27 protein-coding genes and 1 pseudogene are annotated in these 25,543 nt (G+C 72.2%); 25 read left to right on the forward strand and 3 right to left on the reverse strand.

The window, feature by feature from the left end:
* Window positions 1-141 precede the first annotated feature (141 nt).
* The 18 genes from AC1DZC_RS18170 (at window position 142) to whiG (ending at window position 16,514) form a co-directional block, all read left to right on the forward strand.
* Complete coding sequence (locus tag AC1DZC_RS18170; protein ID WP_477044267.1) at window positions 142-1,422, forward strand: ammonium transporter; 1,281 nt, start codon at window positions 142-144, stop codon at window positions 1,420-1,422.
* Window positions 1,422-1,763 (forward strand): P-II family nitrogen regulator, encoded by a 342-nt coding sequence (locus tag AC1DZC_RS18175; RefSeq protein ID WP_028047055.1) that lies wholly within the window; start codon window positions 1,422-1,424, stop codon window positions 1,761-1,763. The genes AC1DZC_RS18170 and AC1DZC_RS18175 overlap by 1 nt, the downstream gene beginning before the upstream one ends.
* Before the next feature lie 21 nt (window positions 1,764-1,784).
* Window positions 1,785-3,581 carry a [protein-PII] uridylyltransferase gene (locus AC1DZC_RS18180; protein ID WP_477044241.1) on the forward strand — a complete coding sequence of 599 codons (1,797 nt, stop codon included), beginning with the start codon at window positions 1,785-1,787 and terminating at the stop codon, window positions 3,579-3,581.
* Between the two features lie 41 nt (window positions 3,582-3,622).
* Window positions 3,623-5,224: a signal recognition particle protein gene (gene ffh / locus AC1DZC_RS18185; RefSeq protein ID WP_477040862.1), complete on the forward strand. Its 1,602-nt coding sequence runs from the start codon at window positions 3,623-3,625 to the stop codon at window positions 5,222-5,224.
* Between the two features lie 20 nt (window positions 5,225-5,244).
* Complete coding sequence (locus AC1DZC_RS18190) at window positions 5,245-6,339, forward strand: amidohydrolase family protein (protein WP_477044242.1); 1,095 nt, start codon at window positions 5,245-5,247, stop codon at window positions 6,337-6,339.
* 174 nt (window positions 6,340-6,513) lie between these two features.
* Complete coding sequence (rpsP, locus tag AC1DZC_RS18195) at window positions 6,514-6,939, forward strand: 30S ribosomal protein S16 (RefSeq protein ID WP_477040860.1); 426 nt, start codon at window positions 6,514-6,516, stop codon at window positions 6,937-6,939.
* Window positions 6,939-7,178 carry an RNA-binding protein gene (locus tag AC1DZC_RS18200; protein ID WP_477040859.1) on the forward strand — a complete coding sequence of 80 codons (240 nt, stop codon included), beginning with the start codon at window positions 6,939-6,941 and terminating at the stop codon, window positions 7,176-7,178. The genes rpsP and AC1DZC_RS18200 overlap by 1 nt, the downstream gene beginning before the upstream one ends.
* Window positions 7,179-7,261: 83 nt before the next feature.
* Window positions 7,262-7,828, forward strand: coding sequence for a ribosome maturation factor RimM (rimM, locus tag AC1DZC_RS18205; protein WP_477044243.1), 567 nt, complete (start codon window positions 7,262-7,264; stop codon window positions 7,826-7,828).
* A 1-nt stretch (window position 7,829) separates the two neighbouring features.
* On the forward strand, window positions 7,830-8,618 hold the full coding sequence (gene trmD, locus AC1DZC_RS18210) for a tRNA (guanosine(37)-N1)-methyltransferase TrmD (RefSeq protein ID WP_477044244.1): 789 nt from the start codon (window positions 7,830-7,832) through the stop codon (window positions 8,616-8,618).
* A gap of 213 nt (window positions 8,619-8,831) precedes the next feature.
* Window positions 8,832-9,197: a 50S ribosomal protein L19 gene (rplS, locus tag AC1DZC_RS18215; protein WP_028047047.1), complete on the forward strand. Its 366-nt coding sequence runs from the start codon at window positions 8,832-8,834 to the stop codon at window positions 9,195-9,197.
* Window positions 9,198-9,312: 115 nt separating this feature from the next.
* Window positions 9,313-10,170 (forward strand): signal peptidase I, encoded by an 858-nt coding sequence (gene lepB, locus AC1DZC_RS18220; RefSeq protein WP_477040856.1) that lies wholly within the window; start codon window positions 9,313-9,315, stop codon window positions 10,168-10,170.
* Entirely contained in the window at window positions 10,167-10,907 is a 741-nt protein-coding gene (locus tag AC1DZC_RS18225; RefSeq protein WP_477040855.1) for a ribonuclease HII, read from the forward strand. Before lepB ends, AC1DZC_RS18225 begins: the two co-directional genes overlap by 4 nt.
* A gap of 46 nt (window positions 10,908-10,953) precedes the next feature.
* Window positions 10,954-11,277, forward strand: a complete 324-nt coding sequence (locus AC1DZC_RS18230) for a DUF2469 domain-containing protein (RefSeq protein WP_028047046.1) — start codon at window positions 10,954-10,956, stop codon at window positions 11,275-11,277.
* 90 nt (window positions 11,278-11,367) lie between these two features.
* The gene (locus tag AC1DZC_RS18235) at window positions 11,368-11,724 is read left to right on the forward strand and encodes a YraN family protein (protein WP_477040854.1); all 357 of its coding nucleotides are present in this window, start codon (window positions 11,368-11,370) and stop codon (window positions 11,722-11,724) included.
* Window positions 11,725-13,248 carry a YifB family Mg chelatase-like AAA ATPase gene (locus AC1DZC_RS18240; protein ID WP_477040853.1) on the forward strand — a complete coding sequence of 508 codons (1,524 nt, stop codon included), beginning with the start codon at window positions 11,725-11,727 and terminating at the stop codon, window positions 13,246-13,248.
* Window positions 13,245-14,450, forward strand: coding sequence for a DNA-processing protein DprA (gene dprA, locus AC1DZC_RS18245; RefSeq protein ID WP_477044245.1), 1,206 nt, complete (start codon window positions 13,245-13,247; stop codon window positions 14,448-14,450). The genes AC1DZC_RS18240 and dprA overlap by 4 nt, the downstream gene beginning before the upstream one ends.
* Window positions 14,451-14,646: 196 nt before the next feature.
* Window positions 14,647-15,579 (forward strand): tyrosine recombinase XerC, encoded by a 933-nt coding sequence (locus AC1DZC_RS18250; protein ID WP_477040851.1) that lies wholly within the window; start codon window positions 14,647-14,649, stop codon window positions 15,577-15,579.
* Window positions 15,580-15,599: 20 nt separating this feature from the next.
* Window positions 15,600-16,514, forward strand: coding sequence for an RNA polymerase sigma factor WhiG (gene whiG, locus AC1DZC_RS18255; RefSeq protein WP_477040850.1), 915 nt, complete (start codon window positions 15,600-15,602; stop codon window positions 16,512-16,514).
* A 77-nt stretch (window positions 16,515-16,591) separates the two neighbouring features.
* Here whiG and AC1DZC_RS18260 read toward each other — a convergent pair.
* Window positions 16,592-17,614, reverse strand: a pseudogene (locus tag AC1DZC_RS18260) (M23 family metallopeptidase); the annotation flags it as partial.
* Between AC1DZC_RS18260 and rpsB the strand changes: the two are divergent.
* From rpsB to AC1DZC_RS18295, 7 genes are all read left to right on the forward strand, one after another.
* Window positions 17,502-18,575: a 30S ribosomal protein S2 gene (gene rpsB, locus AC1DZC_RS18265; protein WP_477044246.1), complete on the forward strand. Its 1,074-nt coding sequence runs from the start codon at window positions 17,502-17,504 to the stop codon at window positions 18,573-18,575. The pseudogene AC1DZC_RS18260 and the gene rpsB overlap by 113 nt on opposite strands.
* Window positions 18,576-18,647: 72 nt before the next feature.
* Entirely contained in the window at window positions 18,648-19,493 is an 846-nt protein-coding gene (gene tsf / locus AC1DZC_RS18270; protein WP_477040848.1) for a translation elongation factor Ts, read from the forward strand.
* Between the two features lie 97 nt (window positions 19,494-19,590).
* On the forward strand, window positions 19,591-20,334 hold the full coding sequence (gene pyrH / locus AC1DZC_RS18275; RefSeq protein ID WP_477040847.1) for a UMP kinase: 744 nt from the start codon (window positions 19,591-19,593) through the stop codon (window positions 20,332-20,334).
* Window positions 20,335-20,382: 48 nt separating this feature from the next.
* The gene (frr, locus tag AC1DZC_RS18280; protein ID WP_477040846.1) at window positions 20,383-20,940 is read left to right on the forward strand and encodes a ribosome recycling factor; all 558 of its coding nucleotides are present in this window, start codon (window positions 20,383-20,385) and stop codon (window positions 20,938-20,940) included.
* A complete protein-coding gene (locus AC1DZC_RS18285) occupies window positions 20,940-21,785 on the forward strand; it encodes a phosphatidate cytidylyltransferase (RefSeq protein WP_477044247.1) in 846 nt (281 codons plus the stop codon). Before frr ends, AC1DZC_RS18285 begins: the two co-directional genes overlap by 1 nt.
* Before the next feature lie 59 nt (window positions 21,786-21,844).
* Window positions 21,845-22,972, forward strand: coding sequence for a dual-specificity RNA methyltransferase RlmN (gene rlmN, locus AC1DZC_RS18290; RefSeq protein WP_477040844.1), 1,128 nt, complete (start codon window positions 21,845-21,847; stop codon window positions 22,970-22,972).
* Window positions 22,969-23,523 carry a DivIVA domain-containing protein gene (locus AC1DZC_RS18295; RefSeq protein WP_477040843.1) on the forward strand — a complete coding sequence of 185 codons (555 nt, stop codon included), beginning with the start codon at window positions 22,969-22,971 and terminating at the stop codon, window positions 23,521-23,523. The genes rlmN and AC1DZC_RS18295 overlap by 4 nt, the downstream gene beginning before the upstream one ends.
* A 197-nt stretch (window positions 23,524-23,720) precedes the next feature.
* Here AC1DZC_RS18295 and AC1DZC_RS18300 read toward each other — a convergent pair whose 3' ends face one another.
* The gene (locus AC1DZC_RS18300; protein ID WP_477040842.1) at window positions 23,721-24,530 is read right to left on the reverse strand and encodes an ABC transporter permease; all 810 of its coding nucleotides are present in this window, start codon (window positions 24,528-24,530) and stop codon (window positions 23,721-23,723) included.
* Window positions 24,527-25,522, reverse strand: a complete 996-nt coding sequence (locus tag AC1DZC_RS18305) for an ATP-binding cassette domain-containing protein (protein WP_477040841.1) — start codon at window positions 25,520-25,522, stop codon at window positions 24,527-24,529. Before AC1DZC_RS18305 ends, AC1DZC_RS18300 begins: the two co-directional genes overlap by 4 nt.
* Window positions 25,523-25,543: the final 21 nt, after the last annotated feature.

Below are 25,543 nucleotides of genomic sequence, written 5' to 3' on the forward strand. Positions count from 1 at the left end.
TAACGTCCCTGGTGACCGAAGGAAACGGGCCTCCCCGACTGTTGACCCGTCCGACCGCCAGGTCGGCGGAGGGAGAGACGCGTAATGGGCTCCACCTTGGTTTCCGCGGAATTCACGCTGGACTCCGGCAACACCGCCTGGATGATGACTTCGGCCGCGATCGTCCTCATGATGACGGTCCCCGGCCTCGCGTTCTTCTACGGTGGCATGGTCCGCAGCAAGTCGGTCCTGAACATGCTGATGATGAACTTCATCTCGGTCGGGACCGTGGGTTTCGTCTGGGTGCTGTACGGCTACTCGATGGCCTTCGGCCCGGACACGACCGGATTCGGGCAGTTCGTCAGCAGCCCCACCACGTACTTCGGTCTGAACGGTCTGACCGACGACCTGAGCCTCCTGGGCTTCGCGGGCGTCCCGGCGCTCGTCGCCGTGGGATTCCAGGCCACGTTCGCCGTGATCACGGTCGCACTCATCTCGGGCGCGATCGCCGACCGCATCAAGTTCGGCACCTGGATCGCCTTCACGGTGGTGTGGGTGACGCTCGTCTACTTCCCGCTCGCGCACATGGTGTGGGGCGGCGGCTTCCTGAGCCCGGTCGGTAAGGTCGCGGGCTGGCTCTCGGCCCCCATCGACTTCGCCGGTGGCACGGTCGTCCACATCAACGCCGGTATCGCGGGCCTCGCCCTCGTGCTCCTGCTCGGCAAGCGCAAGGGCTGGCCGAAGGAGCCGATCCGGCCGCACAACCTGCCGTACACCATGCTCGGTGCCGGCCTGCTGTGGATCGGCTGGTTCGGGTTCAACGCCGGCTCCGAGGGCGGCGCGGACAGCGTCTCCGGTCGTGCGTGGATCAACACGTTCGTCGCCACCTGCCTCGCGATGCTCACCTGGCTCATCGTGGAGAAGATCCGCGACGGCCACGCGACGTCCCTGGGTGCCGCATCCGGCATCGTCGCGGGCCTTGTCGCCATCACCCCGGCTGCGGCCGCGGTGGACACGTACGGCGCCATCGCGATCGGTGCGATCGCCGGTGTGGTCTGCGCCCTGGCGGTCGGCCTGAAGTTCAAGTTCGGCTACGACGACGCTCTCGACGTGGTGGGTGTCCACCTCGTCGGTGGTATCACTGGGACGCTGCTGATCGGCTTCTTCGCGACGACGAACCAGGGTGCCTGGTACCCGGACGGCGCGCAGGACGGTGTCTTCTACGGTGGCGGCTTCACCCAGCTGGCCTCGCAGGCGGTCGTGGCACTGTTCGCGGTCGTGTTCTCCTTCGTCCTGACCATCATCATCGGCTTCGTCCTCAAGGCGATCACCGGTCTGCGGCTCAGCGAGGATGACGAGGTCAACGGCATCGACCTGGCAGTGCACGGTGAGACGGCGTACGAGACCCTGGGTGGAACCCGGGTCCTGACGGAGGTGAACTGATGACCAAGCTCGTCACGGCTGTCATCCAGCCGCATCGGCTCGATGACGTGAAGTCCGCGCTGGAGGCCGCCGGAGTCCGGGGGCTGACGGTGAGCGAGGCGAGCGGCTACGGCCGTCAGAAGGGCCACACCGAGGTCTACCGAGGCGCGGAGTACACCGTCGACCTGGTGCCCAAGGTGAAGATCGACGTCCTGGTCACCGACGAGGACGTGGCGGGCGTGACCGAGGTCATCATCCGCGCGGCCCAGACGGGCAAGATCGGTGACGGCAAGGTCTGGGTCGTGCCGGTGGAGGACGTCGCTCGTGTCCGCACCGGTGAGCACGGCGACGACGCGCTCTAGCAGGACGGTGAATCGCAGCACATGACACACGAACGGCCGCCCGCGGGGGGCGTGGCCGGACATGGGTCGCCCGAGGTCCCGCACCCCCCCGTTGGGGTGCGGGACCTCCGCGCAGAACGGCTCGAGCTCGCCGCCGGCCTGACCGGCCCGGGGTCCGACGGCATCGGGCGACGCCGCGCCATCGTCGACCTCGTCGTCCACCGGCTCAGCGAGCAGTGGACGCTCGCCACCGAGGGCGAGGACGTCTCGGGCATCGCGCTCGGGGCGGTGGGCAGCATCGGCCGGGGTGACGCCAGCCCGGTCAGCGACCTCGACCTGCTCCTCGTCCACGAGGGACGCGGGCACTCGCCCGACGAGCTCGCCGCGCTCTCGCAGCGCATCTGGTACCCCATCTGGGACGCCGGGCTCGACCTGGACCACTCGGTCCGCTCGCTCGCACAGTGCCGCCAGGTGGCCTCCAAGGACCTGCCGGCCGCGGTGGGCCTGCTCGACCTGCAGCCGGTGGCCGGCGACGCGCTGGTGATCGCGCGCGCCAAGTCCGCCCTGCTCGAGGACTGGCGCTCCGCGGCCCGCCGCCGGCTCCCCGAGCTCCTCAACTCGACCCGTCAGCGCGCCGAGCGGCACGGCGAGCTCGCCTACCTCATCGAGCCGGAGCTCAAGGAGGCGCGCGGCGGCATCCGCGACGCCGTGGTGCTCAGCGCCCTGGCTGCCACCTGGCTGACGGACCGCCCGCACGGTGCGGTCGACATGGCCTACGCGCACCTGCTCGACGTGCGCGACACCGTGCAGGTGGTCACGCGACGGCACACCAACCGGCTCCTGCTCGCCGACCAGGACGAGGTGGCCGCGCTCGTGGGGTTCGACGACCGCGACGACCTCCTGGCGAGCATCGCCGAGGCCGGCCGCGTCATCTCCTACGCGCTCGACACCACCGTCCGCAACGCCCGGCAGGCGCTCCAGCGCCCGGCGAGGACCGCGATGCTCGTGCGCGGACGTCGGGCCGCGCCACGGCTGCGCTCGATCGCGGAGGACCTGGTCGAGCACGACGGCGAGATCGTGCTCGCGGTCGACGCGCGACCGGCGGACGACCCGCTGCTCTCGCTGCGCGCGGCGGCCACCGCTGCGCGGACGGGGCTGAGCCTGTCGCCCGTGACGGTCGCGAGCCTGACGTCCACGCCGCCCCTGCCGACGCCCTGGCCCAAGGCGGCGCGCCAGTACCTGCTCCAGCTGCTCGGCTCGGGTCCGGCGCAGGTGCCCATCTGGGAGGCGCTCGACCTGGCCGGCGTGGTGACCACCTGGATCCCCGAGTGGGCGGGCGTCCGGAACCGGCCGCAGCGGTCGCAGGTCCACCGGCACACGGTCGACCGCCACCTGATCGAGACCGTCGCGCGTGCGAGCCGCGACAAGCGCGTGGTCGAGAACGGCGACACCCTGCTCGTGGCGGCCCTGCTGCACGACATCGGCAAGCGCGCCGGCGCGGGGGACCACTCGGTCGAGGGTGCCCGCCTGGCCGGCCCGATCGTGGCGCGGATGGGCTTCGACGAGCAGATGGTGGCCGACGTGACGCGCCTGGTGCGCGAGCACCTCACGCTCTCGGAGCTCGCCACGACCGCCGACCCGGACGACCCGGCGACCATCGCGCGGCTCCTCGACGCGGTCGACCACCGCCCGGACATGCTGGTCCTGCTGCGCGCGCTGACCGAGGCGGACGCCGGCGCGGCCGGTCCGCTGGCGTGGAGCACGTGGCGCGCGACGCTCGTCGACGACCTGACGGCGCGGGCCACCCGCGCCCTGGCAGGTACGCTGGGCTCTCTCTGAGAAGCCGTTCCTGAGAACCCCCGAAGTGTGAGGATCGCCAGGTGTTCGCCACCCTGTCCGACCGATTGACGTCGACCTTCAAGAACCTGCGTACCAAGGGCCGTCTGTCCGAGGCGGACATCGACGCCACGGTGCGCGAGATCCGTCGCGCCCTGCTCGACGCCGACGTCGCCGTCCCGGTCGTGCGGTCGTTCACCGGTGCCGTGCGCGAGCGGGCCCTGTCGGTCGAGGTCTCCGGTGCCCTGAACCCGGCCCAGCAGGTCGTCAAGATCGTCAACGAGGAGCTCGTCGCGATCCTCGGCGGCGAGACGCGCACGCTGAACCTCGCCAAGAACCCGCCGACGGTCATCCTGCTCGCGGGTCTGCAGGGTGCCGGCAAGACGACCCTCGCCGGCAAGCTCGCGCTGCACCTGAAGTCGCAGGGCCACACCCCGCTGCTCGTCGCGGCCGACCTCCAGCGCCCGAACGCGGTGACGCAGCTGCAGGTCGTCGGCGAGCGCGCCGGCGTGCCCGTGTTCGCCCCGCACCGGGGCAACCAGGGCCACGAGGACGTCCTGCCGGCCGACGCCGACCCGGTCGCGGTCGCCCGCGAGGGGCTCGCGACGGCCAAGTCGAAGCAGCACGACGTCCTGATCGTCGACACGGCCGGACGCCTCGGCGTCGACGCGGACCTGATGAAGCAGGCCTCCGACATCCGCGACGCGCTCGACCCGGACGAGATCCTGTTCGTGATCGACGCGATGATCGGCCAGGACGCGGTCACGACCGCCCAGGCGTTCCAGGACGGCGTCGGGTTCACCGGCGTGGTCCTGTCCAAGCTCGACGGCGACGCCCGCGGTGGCGCCGCGCTGTCGGTGGCCAGCGTCACGGGCCGCCCGATCCTGTACGCCTCCACCGGTGAGAAGCTCACCGACTTCGAGGTGTTCCACCCCGACCGCATGGCGTCGCGCATCCTCGACATGGGCGACGTGCTCACCCTCATCGAGCAGGCCGAGAAGGCGTTCGACGCCGGCGAGGCCGAGGCGCTGGCCGACAAGCTGTCCGCAGGCAAGGACCTCACGCTCGAGGACTTCCTGAGCCAGATGCAGCAGCTGCGCAAGGCCGGACCGCTCAAGAAGATGATGGGCATGCTGCCGGGCATGGGGCAGATGCGCGAGGCGCTGGACAACTTCGACGAGCGCGAGGTGGACCGCATCGAGGCGATCATCCGCTCGATGACGCCCGCCGAGCGCCGCACGCCGAAGATCATCAACGGCTCGCGCCGCGCGCGCATCGCCAAGGGTTCGGGAACGCAGCCCAGCGACGTCAACCAGCTGCTCGAGCGCTTCGACGGCGCGCAGAAGATGATGAAGCAGATGGCCAAGGGCGGCGGGATGCCCCCGGGCATGCCGGGCAGCATGGGCAACCTGCCGGGCATGGGCGGCAAGAAGTCGAAGGGTCGCACGGCCCCGCCGGTGCGCCGGGTCAAGGCCAAGTCCGGCAACCCGGCCAAGCGGGCCGAGCAGGAGCGCGGCATCACGAGCCGTCCGGCCTCGGCCCCCGGCTCCGCGTTCGGCGTCGCCGCACCCAAGGCACCCGTCGACGTCGACCCCGCAGACCTGACGCTGCCCGCGGACCTCGACCGGTTCCTCGGCGGTCGCTGAGCCGGGCTGCGGCCACCCCGATGGTCCTGCACCTGCGTGGCACGGTCGTCCTCGACGACGAGCACGAGGTCGGTGAGGCCTGGGTCGTCGGCGGACGACTGACGTTCCAGCGCCCGGCGCTCGAGCCGTCCGCCGTCCTCGAGGGCTGGGTGCTGCCCGGCCTGGTCGACGTCCACTGCCACATCGGCCTGGCGGCGGACGGCCCGGTCGACGCCGCGACCGCCGAGCTGCAGGCGATCGCCGACCGCGACTCGGGCGTGCTGCTCGTGCGCGACGCGGGCTCGCCGGCCGACACCGGCTGGGTGCACGACCGCGCCGACCTCCCGCGGCTGATCCGCGCGGGACGGCACCTGGCCCTGCCCAAGCGGTACCTGCGGCACTACGGCCGCGAGCTCGCGTCGACGGACGCCCTTCCGTCCGCGGTCCTCGAGGAGGCGGCGCGGGGCGACGGCTGGGTCAAGCTCGTCGCCGACTGGATCGACCGCGACCTCGGAGCCGACGGCGACCTGACGCCCCTGTGGCCGGCGGACGTGCTGAAAGAGGCGGTGGCCGGGGCGCACGCCGCCGGTGCCCGCGTCACGGCGCACACGTTCGCGACGGAGTCGCTCGACGCCTTGCTCGACGCGGGTATCGACTGCCTCGAGCACGCCACGGGGGCCACGTCCGAGCACGTCGACCGCATCGCGGCGGCGGGCATCCCCGTCACCGCGACCCTCCTGCAGATCGCGCAGTTCGAGGCGATCGCTGCCCAGGGGGAGGCGCGCTACCCGCGGTTCGCGTCGCGCATGCGCGCCCTGCACGCCCACCGCTACCAGCTGGTGCGCGACCTGCACGAGGCGGGCGTCCCCGTCCTCGTCGGGACCGACGCCGGCGGCACCCTCGGGCACGGCCGGATCGCCGACGAGGCCGCCGAGCTGGTGCGCGCCGGCCTGCCGCCCCGCGAGGTGGTCGCGGCGGCGAGCTGGCGGACGCGCGAGTGGCTGGGCGTCCCGGGCGTCGCCGAGGGCCAGAGCGCCGACGTGGTCGTCTACGACGGCGACCCCAGGACGGACATCGCCGTGCTCGAGCACCCGCGCGCCGTGGTTCTCCGGGGGGACGTCGTCGCGCACGTGTGACGTCGGGCATGTGGTTGGGGGAGACCCTCCACATCTGGCACAATGGTCGGCTGTACCCGGCGTCTGCAGCCCCTCTACCTGCGTTCACCGTGTCCCCGACCGAACCGGCGCGCCCAACCCCACGGGCCATGCGCGGGAACGTCAACTCAGCAGACCTCAGGAGAAGACCACACCGTGGCCACCAAGATTCGTCTCAAGCGTTTCGGCAAGATCCGTCAGCCGTACTACCGCGTCGTCGTCGCCGACTCGCGCACCAAGCGCGACGGCCGCGTGATCGAGGAGATCGGCAAGTACCACCCCACCGAGGAGCCCTCGTTCATCGAGATCGACTCCGAGCGTGCGCAGTACTGGCTCGGCGTCGGCGCGCAGCCGACCGAGCAGGTCTCCGTGCTCCTCAAGATCACGGGTGACTGGCAGAAGTTCAAGAACCTTCCCGGCCAGGAGGGCACCCTGCGCACCAAGGCCGACAAGGTCGACCCGAAGGCGGCCATCGAGGCCGTCGGTCTGGACGCCGAGAAGGCCAAGGCCAAGGCGTCCGAGAAGAAGGCTGCCGACAAGGCCGCCGCTGCCGAGGCTCCTGCCGCGGACGACGAGGCCTGATGCTCGCGGAGGCGCTCGAGCACCTGGTGCGCGGCATCGTCGACCACCCGGACGACGTGCGGGTCAACGCCTCGACGCTGCGTCGCGGTGACCTGCTCGAGGTCCGCGTGCACCCGGACGACCTCGGCCGGGTCATCGGCCGCGGCGGTCGGACCGCTCGTGCGCTGCGCACGGTCGTCGGCGCGCTCTCCACGGACGGCTCGGTCCGGGTCGACGTCGTGGACGTCGACCGGCGCTGAGCCCAGCACCACCTGCGCAAGGCCCGGTCCCCTAGCCTGGGGACCGGGCCTTCGCCACATCCGCCACCTCTGGAAGGACTCCCATGCTGTTGACCGTCGCGCGGATCGGCCGTGCCCACGGCCTGCGCGGTGAGGTGGCGCTCGACCTGCGCACCGACACCCCCGAGGACCGATTCGGCGCCGGCACGCAGCTGCAGACCGAGCCGGCTGCGCGCGGTCCGCTCACGGTGGTCAGCACCCGGGTCCAGCAGGGTCGCTGGTACGTGACGTTCGCGCAGATCAACGACCGCACCACGGCCGAGGCCATGCGTGGCACCGAGCTCGTCGTCGAGGAGGACGTCTCCGACGAGGACGACGCCTGGTACCCGCACGAGCTCGCAGGGCTGCGCGCCGAGCACGTCGACGGCTCGCTGCTCGGCGAGATCATCGGTCTGGAGCACCTGCCGGCGCACGACATGCTGGTCCTGCGCGAGCCCGACGGCACGCGCACGCTCGTGCCGTTCGTCCGCGTGATCGTGCCGGTCGTCGACGTCGCGGGCGGGCGCGTGGTGCTCGACCCGCCCGGTGGTCTGCTCGCCTCCGACGCCGCGAACCTGGTGGTCTCCGAGGAGACGGTCGGCGCGTCGGACGACGACGGGGCCGACGACTGACGTGCGCATCGACGTCGTCTCGATCTTCCCGGAGTACCTCAGCCCGCTCGAACTCTCGCTCGTCGGCAAGGCCCGGACGTCCGGGCTGCTCGACCTGCGGGTGCACGACCTGCGGGACTGGACCACGGACCGGCACCGGACGGTCGACGACACCCCGTTCGGCGGCGGCGCGGGCATGGTCATGCGCCCGGACGTCTGGGGGAACGCGCTCGACGAGGTCCTGACGCCGGGCGCGCACCTCCTGGTGCCGACGCCGTCGGGGGAGCCGTTCACGCAGCGGACCGCCGAGGCGCTCGCCGGCGAGAGCCACCTCGTGCTGGCCTGCGGCCGGTACGAGGGGATCGACTCGCGCGTGGCGGAGCACTACCGCGGGCGTCCCGGGGTGACCGTGACCGAGTTCTCGATCGGCGACTACGTGCTCAACGGCGGCGAGGTGGCGGCCCTGGTCGTCGTCGAGGCCGTCGGACGCCTGCTCCCGGGCGTCGTCGGCAACCCCGAGTCCCTGGTCGAGGAGTCCCACGGGGCTGCTGGACTGCTCGAGTACCCCGTCTACACCAAGCCACCCGCCTGGGCCGGGCTCGAGGTGCCCGAGGTGCTGCTCTCGGGGCACCACGCGAAGATCGCGCGCTGGCGTCGGGACACCGCGCTCGAGCGCACCGCCGCGCGCCGGCCGGACCTCGTCGCCGCTCTGCCCCTCGACCAGCTCGACGCGCACGACCTGCGCGTGCTGGCGGACCTCGGGTGGGTGCCCGGGCACGGTCGGCTCGTCCGGGCTGAACTGCCCCTCTGATTTACCGCTGCACCCCTGCGTGTGGCAGACTTGCCCGTTGGTGCGCGCAGGCTGCGTCTCTGCCACAGGGGAGACGATCAACGGCCACCTGGGAGATGTCTCCCGGACGCGCACGACCATGAGCCCACGGACGCCGGTTCCTGCCCTCGCGGGCGGGCCGAGACGTCCCGACGACGCTCCTGACCTGTGGCAGGGCGAGGAAGTGAACATCACATGCACACGCTCGACTCCGTCGATGCAGCATCGCTGCGCTCCGACATCCCGGACTTCCGCGCCGGTGACACCCTGAAGGTCAACGTCAAGGTCGTCGAGGGCACGCGCTCCCGCATCCAGGCGTTCCAGGGCGTCGTGATCGCGCGCCAGGGCAGCGGCGTCCGCGAGACCTTCACGGTCCGCAAGGTCAGCTTCCAGGTCGGCGTCGAGCGCACCTTCCCCGTGCACTCCCCGAGCCTGGAGTCGATCGAGGTCGTCACCCGCGGTGACGTCCGTCGCGCCAAGCTCTACTACCTGCGCAACCTGCGCGGCAAGAAGGCGAAGATCAAGGAGAAGCGCGACTTCGTCCCGGCCAAGAAGGCCTGACGCTCAGCGCTCCCAGCACTCGTCGACGGGCGGTCACCTCACGGTGGCCGCCCGTTCGCGTCGTCGGACATCCGTCGTGTACGCGGATCACAACTCCACGTGCGAGAGTGTGCGGGTGACCGACCGACCCGCCGACGAGCTCGGCATCGACGCGGGTCCGACGGCCTGGCCGGGCCAGGTGAGCTCGGCTGCGCCCGCGACGGCCGCGACGGCGGGAGAGACCGTCGTCCCGTTCGGGGAGGTCCCGCCCTCGACCCCGGCGTCGTCCAGCCCGCGTCGCCACGCGGCCCCCCGGCGGCACGGCGGAGCCGGTTCGCTCCTGCGTGAGACGGTCATCATCCTCGTCAGCGCGATCGTCCTGTCGCTGCTGGTCAAGACCTTCCTGGTGCAGGCGTTCTTCATCCCGAGCCAGTCGATGCACGACACCCTGATCGAGGACGACCGGATCCTCGTCTCGAAGCTCACGCCCGGCCCTTTCGACCTGCGCCGCGGTGACATCGTCGTGTTCAAGGACCCGGGTGGCTGGCTCCAGGAGCAGGTCGTGCCGGATCCTGGCCCCGTCCGATCCGGGATCAACAACTTCCTGACGTTCATCGGCCTGTACCCCGCGGACGCCAACGAGCACCTGGTCAAGCGGCTGATCGGGCTGCCCGGCGACCGCGTGGCCTGCGCCGGACCTGGCGAGCCGATCACCGTGAACGGCGTGCCGATCGACGAGCCGTACCTCGCCGCGGGCGCGATGCCGAGCGAGCTCCAGTTCGACATCACGGTGCCGCCGGACAGCATCTGGGTGATGGGCGACAACCGCCAGAACTCGGCGGACTCGCGGTTCCACCAGGGCAACCCGGGCGGCGGCTCCGTGCCGATCTCGAACGTCGTCGGCACCGCGTTCGTCACCGTGTGGCCGCTCGAACGCTTCGGTCTCCTGCGCAACCCGAGCAGCACGTTCGCGGACGTGCCACCCCCGTCGTGACCACGACCGCCGACCGTCCGGCGACGCCGCGCACCGCGGCGCCCCGACCGTCGGCACCCCGCACGCCGCCGCACCTGCGCAACGAGCGGCTGCTCCTGCGCGACGGCGCCCGCCTCCTCGCGGGCATGGACGAGGTGGGCCGCGGGTCGCTCGCCGGGCCGGTCAGCGTCGGCGTCGTCGTGGTGGACGTCTCGACGCGCTCCGCCCCGCGCGGGGTCGCCGACTCCAAGCTGCTGACGCCGGCGGCGCGCACCGCCCTCCTGCCTCCTCTGCGCCGGTGGGGCGTCGCCCGGGCGGTCGGGCACGCGAGCGCGGCGGAGATCGACGAGGTCGGGATCATCGCCGCCCTGCGCCTCGCGGGCACCCGGGCGCTGGAGACGGTCGCTCTGGTGGTCGGCCCGGTGGACGTCGTGCTCCTCGACGGCTCGCACGACTGGCTCAGCCGTCCGGCCCAGGGTGACCTGTTCTCGCTCGACGACGAGCCGCTGGTCGCCGGACCGCGCGTGCACCTGCGGGTCAAGGCCGACCGGACGTGCGCGAGCGTGGCCGCCGCGAGCGTCCTGGCCAAGTGCGAGCGCGACGCGATGATGGTCGACCTGTCCGCGCAGCACCCGCACTACCGCTGGGACGAGAACAAGGGCTACGCGTCGCCCGAGCACATGGCGGCGCTGCGCGAGCTCGGACCGAGCGTCCTGCACCGGCGCTCGTGGCGGCTGCCGGGAGTCGAGGTCGACTGAGCGGCGTCGGTCGGGCGAGCGTCGTGCGATGGGGGATGATGGGCGCGTGAGTGCCGAGGACCTGGAGAACTACGAGACCGACATGGAGCTCGCGCTCTACCGCGAGTACCGCGACGTCGTGGGGCTCTTCTCCTACGTCGTCGAGACCGAGCGCCGGTTCTACCTGGCCAACCAGGTCGACCTGCAGGTGCGGTCGGCAGCCGGTGAGGTCTACTTCGAGCTGTCACTCGCGGACGCGTGGGTGTGGGACGTCTACCGCTCCGCGCGGTTCGTGAAGTCGGTGCGGGTCGTGACGTTCAAGGACGTCAACGTCGAGGAGCTGGCCAAGGCCGAGCTCGACCTCGGGGGCAGCGCCGGCTTCGCGCGCTGAGCCGCCCCCAGCCCCTGCGCGGACCTCCTGGCCGGGACCGGCCGTTCCTGCCACGTCCCGGCTGGAAGCGTCGTGCCCGGAGGTGGTCCGGTGCGCGCGAAGGACGCAGTGGGGCGGTACGGCGAAGACGTCGCGGAGGCGCACGTGCGTCGCCGCGGGTGGCAGGTGCTCGAGCGCAACTGGCGGTGCCGCGACGGTGAGCTCGACCTCGTGGCGCTCGACGGCGACGAGCTCGTGGTGGTCGAGGTCAAGACCCGTCGGTCGACCGCGTACGGGCACCCGGCCGAGGCGGTCACCGCCGTGAAGCTCGCGCGGGTGCGTCGGCTCGCGGCCCAGTGGCTCGCCGTGCACGACGTGCACCCGAGCTCGGTCCGGGTCGACGTGATCGCGGTCCTCCTCCTGCGTGGCCGCGCGGCGCAGGTCGACCACCTGGTCGGGGTGGTCTAGGTGGTGCTCGGCCGAACCCTCGGCGTCGCCCTCGTCGGGCTCACCGGGCACGTCGTCGACGTCGAGGCGCACCTGGCGCCGTCCCTGCCGGCATTCACGCTCGTCGGCCTGCCGGACGCGTCGCTCGCCGAGTCGCGGGACCGCGTGCGTGCCGCCGTGACCTCGTCGGGCCTGGCGTGGCCCAACCGGCGGATCACCGTGAACCTCTCGCCCGCCACCCTGCCCAAGTCGGGGTCGGGCTTCGACCTGGCGATCGCCGTCGCGACGCTCGCCGGTGCCGAGGTGGTCGACCCGGCGGGCCCCCAGGGAGTCGTGCACCTCGGCGAGCTCGGTCTGGACGGGCGGCTGCGGCCCGTGCGTGGCGTGCTCCCTGCGGTCGCCGCAGCCGTCGCCGCAGGGCGTCGTCGCGTGGTCGTCGCCGAGGCCAACGTGGCCGAGGCCCGGCTCGTGCCGGGTGCCCAGGTGGTCGGTGCGCGCAGCCTGGCAGAGGTGGCCGCGAGCTACGGTGCCGACGTCGCGGTCCCCGCGCTGCCCGCGGTCGAGCCCGAGGCCGTGCAGCTGCGCCCGCGCCTCGCCGCGCTCGACCTGGCGGACGTGGTGGGCCAGGAGGACGCCCGCGCGTGCCTCGAGGTCGCCGCGGCGGGCAGTCACCACCTGCTCATGGTGGGGCCGCCCGGCACCGGCAAGACCATGCTCGCCGCCCGCCTGCCCGGGCTCCTGCCCGATCTGTCGGAGGCCGACGCGGTCGAGGTGACCGCCGTGCACTCCGTGGCCGGAGCGTTCGACCCGGGGGAGGGACTCCTCCGGAGACCGCCGTTCGAGGACCCGCACCACACCGCGACGCCGGCCAGCGTGATCGGCGGCGGCTCCGGGGTGCCGCGTCCCGGCGCCGCGTCGCGTGCGCACCGCGGCGTGCTGTTCCTCGACGAGGCCCCGGAGTTCAGCACCGCGGTGCTGCAGACCCTGCGCCAGCCGCTCGAGCACGGCGAGCTGGTCCTGCACCGGGCCGCCGGCACCGCGCGCTACCCGGCGCGGTTCCAGCTGGTGCTGGCGGCCAACCCGTGCCCCTGCGGCCAGGCGGTCGGCAAGGGGCTCGCGTGCACGTGCCGCAGCGAGCAACGGCGCCGCTACTTCGGCAAGCTCTCCGGGCCGTTGCTGGACCGCGTGGACCTGCAGGTGGAGCTCGGCCCGGCGCGGGCCGGGTCGACCGCGGGGGAGTCGACCTCTCTGGTCGCCGCCCGGGTCCTGGCTGCCCGTGGAGCGCAGTCGGACCGGCTCGAGGGCACGCCCTGGCGGACGAACGGCGAGGTCCCGGGCGGTTGGTTACGTGCGCGGCTGGGCCCCGACCGCTCTCTGATGGGCGACCTCGACCGGGCGCTGGACCGAGGCACGCTCAGTCTGCGCGGGGTCGACCGGGTGCTGCGGGTCGCGTGGACGCTGGCGGACCTCGAGGGTCGGGCGGCGCCCGGGCGATCCGACGTCGGGCGTGCGCTGCTCCTGCGCACGCGCGGGAACGGCGCATGAGCGCCGACGAGGCGGACGCGCTCGCGCGGATGGCCTGGAGCGCGCTCGTCGAGCCCGGTGACCCGGTCGCCGGGGTCCTGGTCGAGCAGCTCGGTGCGTCCGACGCCCTCGACTGGGTCCGTTCCGGCGTCGGAGGCAGCTCCGAGATGCACTGGCGAGCGCTCGAGGAGCGGTGCGGGACTCTCGCTCCGGACGTGCGGGCGCGGATCGCCCGAGCCGTCGCCCGCTGGTCCGGGCGCCTCCCCGACGTCGACGCTGCCCGCAGCGGGGACCAGCTGGCGCGGCTCGGTGGCGTGCTGCTCGTGCCGACGGACCCGCGCTGGCCCGACGGCCTGGCCGATCTCGGCGCCGAGGGGCCGTTCTGCCTCTGGGTCCGCGGGGAGCCCGACCTACGGGCGGTGCTGACGCGGTCCGTCGCCGTCGTGGGGTCGCGGGCGTCGACCACCTACGGCGAGCGGGTCGCGTTCGACCTCGCCGACGGCCTGACCGGCCGCGGGGTGTGCGTCGTGTCCGGCGGTGCGTACGGCATCGACGCGGCGGCGCACCGGGGTGCCGTCGCGCGGGACGGCGCGACCGTGGTGGTCCTCGCAGGGGGCGTGGACCGCGCCTACCCCGCCGGCAACGCCCGGCTGCTCGAGGCGGTGGTCGGTGCCGGCGGGGCGCTCGTGGCGGAGGTGCCGCCGCAGAGCCTGCCCACCAAGAGCCGATTCCTGCAGCGCAACCGGTTGATCGCCGCGGCCGGCAAGGCGACGGTCGTGGTCGAGGCGGCCTGGCGGTCCGGCGCGATGAGCACCGCCCACCATGCGGCCAGGTTGCTACGACCGGTCGGGGCGGTGCCCGGACCGGTCACGTCGGCCGCGTCCGCCGGCTGCCACCGGCTGCTCCGGGACGGCGTCGCGGTCTGCGTCACGGACGCCGACGAGGTCGGTGAGCTCGCCGGGCTGACCGGCTCGGCCGCAACCCCCGGCGAGGAGGCCGCCGACGCCGGTGCGGTCCGCGCGACCGACCACCTGGACCCCGTGGCGCGCCGGGTCCTCGACGCCCTGCCGCGCCGGTCGGCGGTCGAGGTGGAGCGGGTGGCCGCCGCGGCGGGTATCTCCAGGGTGGAGGCAGGGGCAGCCCTGGGCATTCTGGAGCTCGACGGATGGGCAGTTCGCCGGGGCAACGGGTGGCTTCTGAGCAGGATGTCCGAAAGTTCATAGTGCCAAATGTCCAGCGGACTCGCCGATGGCAAAGGAGTGAGTTTCGGGGGTGAGTCCTGCAGGGGGTGAAAAAATCGGACACCGGTCCAATACGCGCTCGACGAATCGGACATTGACCCCGGAATCGCCCAGGATTAGGCCGTAGGTGTGAAAGTCGCGCTTGTTCCCGGCTGTGTTTCACGCCACCGTAGGGGCCATGAACGTGGCCGAGATCACCACAGGGACGCCCAGCCGGGCGAGCATCCTTGCTGCGTTCTCGGACCACCTGACCGCCCAGCGCGGCCTCTCGGAGCATTCCGTCCGCGCCTATCTGGGCGATGTCGACCAGCTCCTGGGATATGCCTCCCGCCACGGCGCGGTCACGCTCTCGGACATTGATCTCGCGATGCTGCGCGGCTGGCTCGCCTCCATGGCGACGGCTCGGCGCAGCCGCTCCACCCTGGCCCGCCGCGGTGCGGCCGTCCGGACGTTCTTCGCATGGGCCACGCGCTCGGAGCTCGTCGCGACCGACCCGGCCCTGCGCCTGGCGACGGCCCGCGCGGCCTCCCCGCTGCCGACCGTGCTCCGGGTCGAGCCGGTCACCCAGCTCCTCGACCAGGCCGGCGAGCGCGCCGAGGACGACGACGCGATCCACCTGCGCGACTGGGCGCTGCTCGAGCTGCTGTACGCCACGGGCGTCCGCGTGGGGGAGGTCGTCGGTGCCGACCTGGCCGACGCCGACCCGTCCGAGCGCACCATCCGCGTCGTCGGCAAGGGCGACAAGGAGCGGGTCGTGCCCTTCGGCCGCCCCGCCGAGCTGGCGCTGCGCGCCTGGCTCGACCGCGGTCGCCCGCAGCTCGCACAGCCCAACTCCCCGAAGGCCGTGTTCCTCGGCCTCCGCGGCGGACGCCTCGACCAGCGCCAGGCGCGCGCGGTCGTGCACCAGGCCGCCGCACTGGCAGGCGTCGACGACGTCGCGCCCCACGCACTGCGTCACACCGCAGCGACCCACCTTCTCGAAGGCGGTTCGGACCTGCGCAGCGTCCAGGAGATCCTCGGTCACTCGAGCCTCGCCACGACGCAGCGCTACACACATGTCTCCGCCGAGCGTCTGCGATCGGCGTTCCAGCAGGCGCACCCCCGAGCATGACGGACACAACGGAGTCGACGATGACCACTCAGCTGGATGCCGCATACAACGTGCACACGCGGTTCACGGGTACTGCGCCCGAGGGCGTCATCCCGCAGCCGCGCGCGTCCGCGGCCGAGCTGCTTGCCGAGGTCCCGACGCAGCGTGGAGCCTCCGCGCCCAGCCGGACCGGCGAGGACATCGACGCCCTCTGGGAGGAGTACAAGGCGACCTCCGCGCCTCGTGCCCGTGAGCGCCTGATCCTGCACTACGCGCCCCTGGTCAACGCCGTCGCCGGCCGCGTGGGCATGCGGCTGCCGAGCACCGTGGAGCAGGCCGACCTGGTCTCCTACGGCATGTTCGGCCTCATCGACGCCATCGAGAAGTACCAGACCGACCGTGCGGTGAAGTTCGAGTCCTACGCCTCCTCCCGCATCCGCGGCGCCATCATCGACGAGCTGCGCGCCATGGACTGGGTCCCGCGCTCGGTCCGCACCAAGGCCCGCTCCGTCGACCGCGCCTACGCCGAGCTCGAGGCCAAGCTGCACCGCACGCCCAGCGAGGCCGAGGTCGCCCTGCACCTCGAGATGCCGGTCGAGGACCTCCGTGCGATCTACTCCCAGCTCTCCACCGTCAACGTCGCCGCGCTCGACGAGCTGCTCGGCGGCGGCGAGGACCGCCCCGGCGGCGTCTCGCTCGGCGACACCCTCGGCGACGAGCGGACGCTGGACCCTGCCGGCTCGCTGGAGGCGGCCGAGACCAAGTTCCTGCTGGCCCGTGCCATCGAGTGTCTCGGGGAGCGCGAGCGCATCGTCGTCGTCCTCTACTACTACGAGGGCATGACCCTCGCCGAGATCGGTCGCGTCCTGGGCGTCACCGAGTCGCGGATCTCGCAGATGCACACGGCCGCGATGGTCCGGCTGCGCACCCGCCTCATGGACGCCGAGCGCGTCTGACCTCCGGCGGGACGCGTTCCCGACGAGAGCAGCACCACAGGTCCCGCACCGGGCAGCAGGCCCAGCGGGTCGACGTACTCGGCGCCCTCCCGCACGCCCCAGTGCAGGCAGGTTCGCGGCGCGCAGTGCGAGCCCGCAGCCTCGACGGTGCCGACCGGGTCGCCCCGTGCCACGCGCGTCCCGACGAGCACCGAGGCGCCGACCGGCTCGAGGCTCGACCGCCGACCGTCCGGGTGCGCGACGGTCAGCACGCCGCGACCCGCGACGGATCCCGCGAACGCCACGACACCGTCCGCCGGCGCGAGCACCTCGGCACCCACGACCGAGCGCAGGTCGACCCCGCGGTGCCCCGCCGACCACGCCTGCTCAGGCGCCTCGAACCGCCGCGCGACGTCGGGCGCGCCGGCCAGCGGCAGGCCGTAGGACTCGGACGCGCGCACGGGTACCGGTCCGGAGGCCGCCGGCAGCGCCGAGCCGAGCACGCCCAGGAGCACCAGCGCGAGGAGCGCGCAGACGGCGACCGCGACGGTCGGCGCGAGCCGGACGTGCGGCGCTGGTCGCGGCGAGGTCCTGGTCATGTCGCCACCCTGGCCTCCGGGAGCGACCGGCACGTCGGGCGCGTCGCCGACCGGAGGCGGATCCGCGTCGCCGGGGGGCTGGGGACGGCTCGGCCCCCGGTGTTCGGAGCTGCTGCCGCCATCCGCTAAACTGTTCTCGCGACCGGTCCGTACCGGTCGACTTCGCGCGTCATCCTCCCTTCCGGGAACCCGCTCGTGCCCTCCGGGGTCGGGCGAGCACCAGGTCGGGGTCGATCTCCGCAGCGGTCCGGCATCTTGCACACGGTCACCCGATGCAGCTGCCGGAGCGGACGACGACATGGCGCCAGGGGCGACGACCACATGGTCGGAGCCGACAACCGAGATGCGGATCCCTCGCGGGTCCGCCTTTGACGCGTGCACCTCGCGGTGCGCGCCGGAAGGACGTGCCATGGCCGTCGTGACCATGCGCCAGCTGCTCGAGAGCGGTGTCCACTTCGGACACCAGACCCGCCGCTGGAACCCCAAGATGAAGCGCTTCATCTTCACCGAGCGCAACGGCATCTACATCGTCGACCTGCAGCAGTCGCTGTCCTACATCGACCGCGCGTACGACTTCGTCAGCCAGACCGTCGCCCACGGCGGCACCATCCTGTTCGTCGGCACCAAGAAGCAGGCGCAGGAGCCGGTCGCCGACCAGGCCGCCCGCGTCGGCATGCCGTACGTCAACCAGCGCTGGCTCGGTGGCATGCTCACCAACTTCAGCACCGTGCACAAGCGTCTGCAGCGCCTCAAGGAGCTCGAGCAGATCGACTTCGACGACGTGGCGGGCTCGAACCTCACGAAGAAGGAGCTGCTCGTCCTGCGCCGCGAGAAGGACAAGCTCGCGAAGACGCTCGGCGGCATCCGCGACATGGCCAAGGTCCCCTCGGCCGTGTGGATCGTGGACACGAACAAGGAGCACCTCGCCGTCAACGAGGCGCGCAAGCTCGGCATCCCGGTCGTCGCGATCCTCGACACCAACTGCGACCCCGACGTCGTCGACTACCCGATCCCGGGCAACGACGACGCGATCCGCGCCGTGCAGCTGCTGACCCGCGTCATCGCGGACGCCGCGGCCGACGGTCTGCTCAAGCGTCACTCGGGTCGCACCGCGGCCGCCGAGGGCGCCGACGCCGACGCCGAGCCGCTGGCCGAGTGGGAGCGCGAGCTGCTCGCCGGTGCCGAGGCCGGCCTGGCCGCCGAGGCCACGGCCGAGGCCACCGAGGACGCTGCCGAGGAGGCCGTCGCGGCCGAGGTCGTCGAGGAGATCGCCGAGGCGGTCGCCGAGGAGATCGCCGCCGAGGAGATCGCGGAGGCCGTCGTCGAGGAGGCCGCTGTCGAGGCCATCGCCGAGGAGCTCGTCGCCGAGGGCGTCGAGGCCGAGGTCGCCGTCGAGGCTGCCGAGGAGGTCGTCGCCGAGGCCGTTGCCGAGGAGGCCGCCGAGGCCGACGCCCAGGCCGAGGGCGACACCGACGCCAAGTGAGTTGATCCGGCCGCCGCGAGGCGGCCGGATCCCCGCTCGATCATCACGACACAAGCAGAACGGACACGACTGATGGCGAACTACTCGCTCGCAGACATCAAGGCGCTGCGCGAGAAGACCGGTGCCGGAATGATGGACGTCAAGAAGGCGCTCGAGGAGGCTGAGGGCGACTCCGACAAGGCGCTCGAGCTCATCCGGGTCAAGGGCCTCAAGGGCGTCGGCAAGCGTGAGGGACGCGCGGCCTCCGACGGCCTCGTCGTCGCGCACGTCGGCCCGACGGCCGACGGGGAGGGTCAGACGGGCGTGCTCGTCGAGATCAACTCCGAGACCGACTTCGTCGCCAAGAGCCCGAACTTCGTCGCCCTGGCGGACCGCGTCCTCGCGGCCGCGGTCGACAGCCCGGCCCGCGATGCGGACGCGCTGCTGGCCACCGAGGTCGACGGCTCCAGCGTGCAGAACATCGTCGACGAGACGGCCGCCACCCTGGGTGAGCGCGTCGTCGTGCGTCGTCTGGCCCGCGTGGCCGGCGAGCACGTCGAGGTCTACCTGCACAAGGTCAGCAAGGACCTGCCCCCGCAGGTCGGCGTCCTCGTGGCGACCGACGCGGCCGGTGCCGGTGTGGCCCGTGACATCGCGACCCACATCGCGGCGTTCTCGCCGACGTACCTGACGCGTGAGGAGGTCTCGGCCGACGTCGTCGCGAACGAGCGCCACATCGCCGAGGAGACGGCGCGCAACGAGGGCAAGCCCGAGGCCGCGCTGCCGAAGATCATCGAGGGCCGCCTCAACGGCTTCTTCAAGGAGAACGTCCTGCTCGAGCAGGCGTTCGCCAAGGACAACAAGAAGACGGTCGCCCAGGTCCTCTCCGAGGCCGGCGGCACGCTGACGGGCTTCGTGCGCTACCGCGTGGGAGCCTGACACCTGTGAGCGCAACGGTGGCCCCGATCCGACTGGGTCGGGGCCACCGTCGCAACCAGGCGGCGGACGCCGCACCCAACAGCTGCGAGGAGACGACGTGAGCCAGGACCCGGGTCCCGTGCGCGGGGCCGAGCCGGAGCGTCGCGTCCTGCTCAAGCTGTCGGGCGAGACGTTCGGCGGCGGCGACATCGGCCTCGCGGCGGACGTCGTGCAGCGGGTGGCCGCGGAGATCGCGGTGGCCGTCCGCGCCGGGGTGCAGGTGGCGATCGTCGTCGGCGGTGGCAACTTCTTCCGCGGCGCCGAGCTCTCGCAGCGCGGTCTGGACCGTGCCCGCGCCGACTACATGGGCATGCTCGGCACGGTGATGAACTGCCTGGCGCTGCAGGACTTCCTGGAGCAGGCCGGCGTGAGCACCCGCGTGCAGACGGCGATCACGATGGGCCAGGTGGCCGAGCCGTACATCCCGCTGCGCGCCATCCGGCACCTCGAGAAGGGCCGCGTCGTCATCTTCGGCGCCGGCGCCGGCATGCCGTACTTCTCCACCGACACCGTCAGCGTCCAGCGCGCCCTCGAGACGCACTGCCACGAGGTCCTCATGGGCAAGAACGGCGTGGACGGCGTCTACTCGGCCGACCCGCGCACCGACCCCACGGCCGTGAAGCTCGACCACCTGACCTACACCGACGCCCTGGTCAACGACCTGGGGGTCATGGACGGCTCGGCGCTCAGCCTGTGCCGCGACAACGACGTCCGCATGCGCGTGTTCGGCCTCGAGGAGGTCGGGAACGTCACGCGGGCCCTGCAGGGTGAGAAGATCGGCACGCTGATCACGGCCAGCTGAACCCCACCCGGGCGCAGGCCGAACGACACGAACGACGAAGGAGCTCCGGTGATCGACGAGACCCTCTTCGAGGCTGAAGAGAAGATGGACAAGGCCGTCGAGGTCGCCAAGGAGGACTTCTCGACGATCCGCACGGGCCGCGCCAACGCCGCGATGTTCTCCAAGGTGTTCGTCGACTACTACGGCAGCCCGACGCCCCTGCAGCAGCTCGCGTCCTTCAACGTGACCGAGGCGCGCACGATCCTCGTCTCGCCGTTCGACAAGTCGTCGACGGTCGCGATCGAGAAGGCCCTGCGTGACTCCGACCTCGGGGTGAACCCCACCAACGACGGCAACGTCATCCGCGTGGTCCTGCCCGCGCTGACGCAGGACCGTCGCAAGGACTTCGTCAAGCTGGCCAAGACCAAGGCCGAGGACGCGCGCATCTCGGTGCGCAACGTGCGTCGTCGCGCCAAGGAGGAGCTGGACCGCATCGTCAAGGACGGCGAGGCGGGTGAGGACGAGGTGGGTCGTGCCGAGAAGGAGCTCGAGGCGCTGACCAAGAAGCACGTCGACCTCATCGACCAGCTCCTCTCGTCCAAGGAGAGCGAGCTGCTCGAGGTCTGATGACGGACACAGCCATCGCCACCACCCGCACGCCGCGCTCGGGTCGCGACCTCCCGGTCGCGATCGTCGTCGGTGTCGGCCTGCTCGTCCTCGTGGTGGCCTCGCTGTTCATCCGCAAGGAAGCGTTCGGCGTCCTGGCGATCATCGCGGTCTGCGCGGGCCTGTGGGAGCTGGCGCAGGCGTTCACGCGCCGCGACATCCACCTGCCGTTGCTCCCGCTGCTGGTCGGCGCGATCGGGATCCTCGTGTCGGCGTACACCGCCGGACCCGAGGCGCTGTTCGTGTCGTTCATGCTCACCGTCGGGGGCGTCGTCGTCTGGCGCGTGCTTGACGGCAGCGGCCAGTCGGCCCTGCGGGACGTGACCGCCGGGACGTTCGCGGCCGCGTACCTGCCGTTCCTCGCCGGGTTCGTCATGCTCATGCTCGCGGAGCCCGACGGGCCGTCGCGCGTGATGCTGTTCATCCTGCTCTGCGTGGCCAACGACACCGGCGGCTACACGGTCGGTGTCCTGCTGGGCAAGCACCCGCTCGCGCCGTCGGTCAGCCMGAAGAAGACCTGGGAGGGTCTGCTCGGGTCGATCGTCCTGGCGTGCGTCGTCGGCGTCGTGGGCGTGCAGGTCGCGTTCGACGGTGAGCCGCTCGTCGGCGTGTTCCTGGGGCTGGCCACCGTCGTGACGGCGACGCTGGGCGACCTGAGCGAGTCCATGCTCAAGCGCGACCTGGAGCTCAAGGACATGGGCCGGCTCATCCCCGGTCACGGTGGCCTGCTCGACCGGCTCGACTCCCTCCTGCTGACCGTCCCCGCGGTCTACGTCGTCCTGGCGGTCCTGCAGCCCGCCGCCTGACAGCTCGTCTTCTTCCTCGCGCGGCCACCGCCGCCAGCCCGACCCGAGAGGGGGTACCGATGACCGGTACACCCGTCCGCCTCGACCTGTCCTCGCCCAGCCGGGGACCTCGGGGCAAGCCACCCAAGCACTTCGTCGACCTCACGCCCGAGCAGCGGATCGAGGCCGTCACGGAGCTGGGGGAGAAGCCGTTCCGCGCCAAGCAGCTGGCGACGCACTACTTCACGCACCTGTCGAACGACCCCGCGACGATGACCGACCTGCCGAAGGCGACCCGCGACAAGCTGGTCGAGGGGCTGTTCCCGCGCCTGCTGACCGCGCACAAGACCATGACGGCCGACCACGGCACGACGGTCAAGACGCTCTGGCACCTGTTCGACGGCGCCAAGGTCGAGTCCGTGCTGATGCGCTACAAGAACCGCACCACGCTGTGCATCTCGAGCCAGGCCGGCTGCGGCCTCGCGTGCGCGTTCTGCGCGACGGGCCAGATGGGGCTCACGCGCAACCTGTCGACCGCCGAGATCGTCGAGCAGGTCCGGGCGGCCGGCCGCATGCTCGCCGACGGCGAGGTGCCGGGCGGCCCGACCAGGCTGACGAACGTCGTCTTCATGGGCATGGGCGAGCCGCTGGCCAACTACAAGTCGGTGATGGAGACGGTGCGGCGCCTCGTCGCGCCGACGCCCGACGGCCTGGGGATGTCCGCCCGCAACGTCACCGTCTCGACGGTGGGCATGGTCCCGGCGATGAACAAGCTGGCCGGCGAGGGCATCCCGGTGACGCTCGCGCTGTCCCTGCACGCGCCCGACGACGAGCTGCGCAGCGAGCTCGTGCCGGTCAACACGCGCTGGTCCGTCGCCGAGGCGATCGACTCGGCGCACCGCTACTTCGTGGCCACCGGCCGACGCGTCTCGATCGAGTACGCGATGATGCGCGACATCAACGACCAGGCCTGGCGCGCGGACCTGCTCGGCGAGCTGCTCAACCAGCGCGGGCGTGGCTGGGTGCACTGCAACCCGATCCCGCTGAACCCGGTGCCGGGCTCGAAGTGGACGGCGAGCGATCCGCAGGTCGAGCAGGAGTTCGTGGCACGCTTGCGTGCGCACGGCATCCCGACGACGATCCGGGACACGCGCGGCAGTGAGATCGACGGTGCCTGCGGCCAGCTCGCAGCAGAGGAGGACGAGTGAGCGACGGCATGTTCCGGACCGTCTCCGGTCTGAAGCAGGGCTACGACCCGGACGAGGTCGACGACTTCTTCGCCCACGCGAGGGCGGTGTACGAGCAGGGACCGGCCGCCGCGTTGTCCAGCAAGGACGTGCGTGGGGTCGCGTTCGACATGGTGCGCGGCGGGTACGTGACCGCGGCCGTCGACGCGGCGCTCGACCGGCTCGAGGCGGCCTTCGTCGCCCGGGCGCGTGCCGAGTACGTGTCGACGCAGGGGCAACAGGCGTGGATGGCCAAGCTGAGCGAGCAGGCGCGCACGCTCTACGGCCGCCTCGGTCGGCCGGACGGCGACCGGTTCGCCCCGCCCGAGCGTCGTCAGCAGGGCTACGAGCCCGCCGACGTCGACGAGCTGTGCCGTCGCCTCGTCGCCTACTTCGACACCGGTGCGCCGCTCGCGGCCGCCGAGGTGCGTGCCGCCACGTTCCGCCGCCGCAAGGGCCGCAACGCCTACGCCGAACCGCCGGTCGACGCGTTCTTCGCGCGGGCCGTCGAGGTGCTGCTCGGCGTCGAGTGACCAGCACGGTCGACTGACCCGCAGAAAGGCCGCGCTCCGACGAGGAGCGCGGCCTTTCGCATTCATGGATCTCAGCCGTCCTCGCGCTTGAAGGTCCGCGCGCCGAACAGCCTCGTCGCGACCCGGGCCGTGGCTCAGCCGTCCTCGCGCTTGAAGGTCCGCGCGCCGAACAGCCTCGTCGCGACCCGGGCCGTGGCTCAGCCGTCCTCGCGCTTGAAGGTCCGCGCGCCGAACCACATCCCGAGCGCCGCCAGCGCGATCGTGATCACCACGCCCCAGACCGCCGTCGGGGTGCCGAAGTCGCCGTTGAACTGGGCACGGATGCCCGAGACGACGTGCTTGACGGGGTTGAGGTTCGACAGGGTGTTCAACCACGCGGGGGCGGTCGCGGCCGTGATGGGCAGCAGGATCCCGGACAGCAGGAGCAGCGGCAGGGCGATGCCGTTCATGAGCGGGGCGAGCGCGTCCTCGCTCTTGAGCGTCAGCGCGATCGCGTAGGACGCCGACGCGAACGCGGCCGCGAGCAGGGCGCCGGTCACGATGCCGAGCACGACGCCCCAGAACGGCGCCTCGAGCCCGAACAGGAACGCGACCGAGCACAGGACGACGCCCTGGACGAACACGACGATGACGTCACGGGTGACGCGGCCGAGCACGAGCGCGGCGCGGGGGGCGGGGCTGACGCGCTCGGCCTCGATCACGCCGTCGCGCCACTCGCCGATGAGGCCGAAGCCGACGAACAGCGCGCCGAACATGCCCAGCTGCACGAGCAGTCCGGGGACGAACATCTGGTAGGAGTTCGTGGCGCCGAGCTGCCCGGCGATCGGCTCCAGCAGGGGACCGAACAGGCAGAGGTAGAGCACGGGCTGCAGGAGACCCATGACCGACCAGACGGGGTTGCGCAGCGAGATGCGCATGGCCCGGCGGAACACGGTGCTCGTGTCCCGCAGGAACGTCGAGCGGCCGGTCTGCTCGTCGAGGATCGCCGGTGCTTCGGTGGTGGTCATGCTGCGGCTCCGTCCGTGGTGTCGGCGCCGTCGGCGCGGCGTTCGCCGTCCCGCAGGGAGCGTCCGGTGAGGGTGAGGAAGACGTCGTCGAGGGTCGGGCGGCGCAGCTCGACGCCGTCGATCTCGACCCCGTCGGCGTCCAGGGCGCGCAGCAGTCCGGCGAGCTGGGTGCGACCCTGCGGGACGCGCACCTCGACGATCGAGCCGTCGACGACGGGTGCCGTGGCGCCGGGCAGCTGCGCGGCGACCGTCGCGATGCGGGCGACGTCCGAGGGCAGGGCGGCGGTGAGGACGATCGCGTCGCCGCTGACCCGCTGCTTGAGCTCCTCGGGGCTGCCCTGGGCGACGATCTGGCCGCTGTCGATCACGAGGATCCGGTCGCACAGCGCGTCGGCCTCGTCGAGGTAGTGCGTGGTGAGGAAGACCGTGCTGCCGCGGGTGTCGCGCAGGCCGCGCACGTGCGTCCAGAGGTTGGCGCGGGCCTGCGGGTCGAGACCGGTGGTCGGCTCGTCGAGGAACACGAGCCGGGGTGTGTGGATCAGCCCGAGCGCGATGTCGAGGCGGCGGCGCTGGCCCCCGGACAGGGAGCCGGCCTTGCGGTCCCAGAGCCCGTCGAGCTCGAGCTGTCCGAACAGCTCCCGGCCGCGGGCGACCGCGACGGACCGCTCGACGCCGTACAGCAGGGCGTGGTCGACGACCTCCTCGCCGGCGCGGGCCTCGGAGGCGGTGGACCCGGACTGGGCGACGTAGCCGATGCGGCGTCGCACGGTGCCGGGGTCGCGGCGCAGGTCGGCACCGGCGACGGTCGCCTCGCCGCGCGTCGGGCGCAGGAGGGTGGTGAGCATGCGCAGCGTCGTCGTCTTGCCGGCGCCGTTCGGGCCGAGGAAGCCGACGATCTCGCCGGCCTCGACGTCGAGGTCGACGCCGCGCACGGCGTCCACGTCCCCTCGTCGGGTCTTGTAGGTGCGGGCCAGGCCGCGGGCATGGATCATGCGAGGTCTCCTTCGGGTGGA

It is taken from the genome of Cellulomonas sp. P2_B4, from assembly GCF_056404795.1.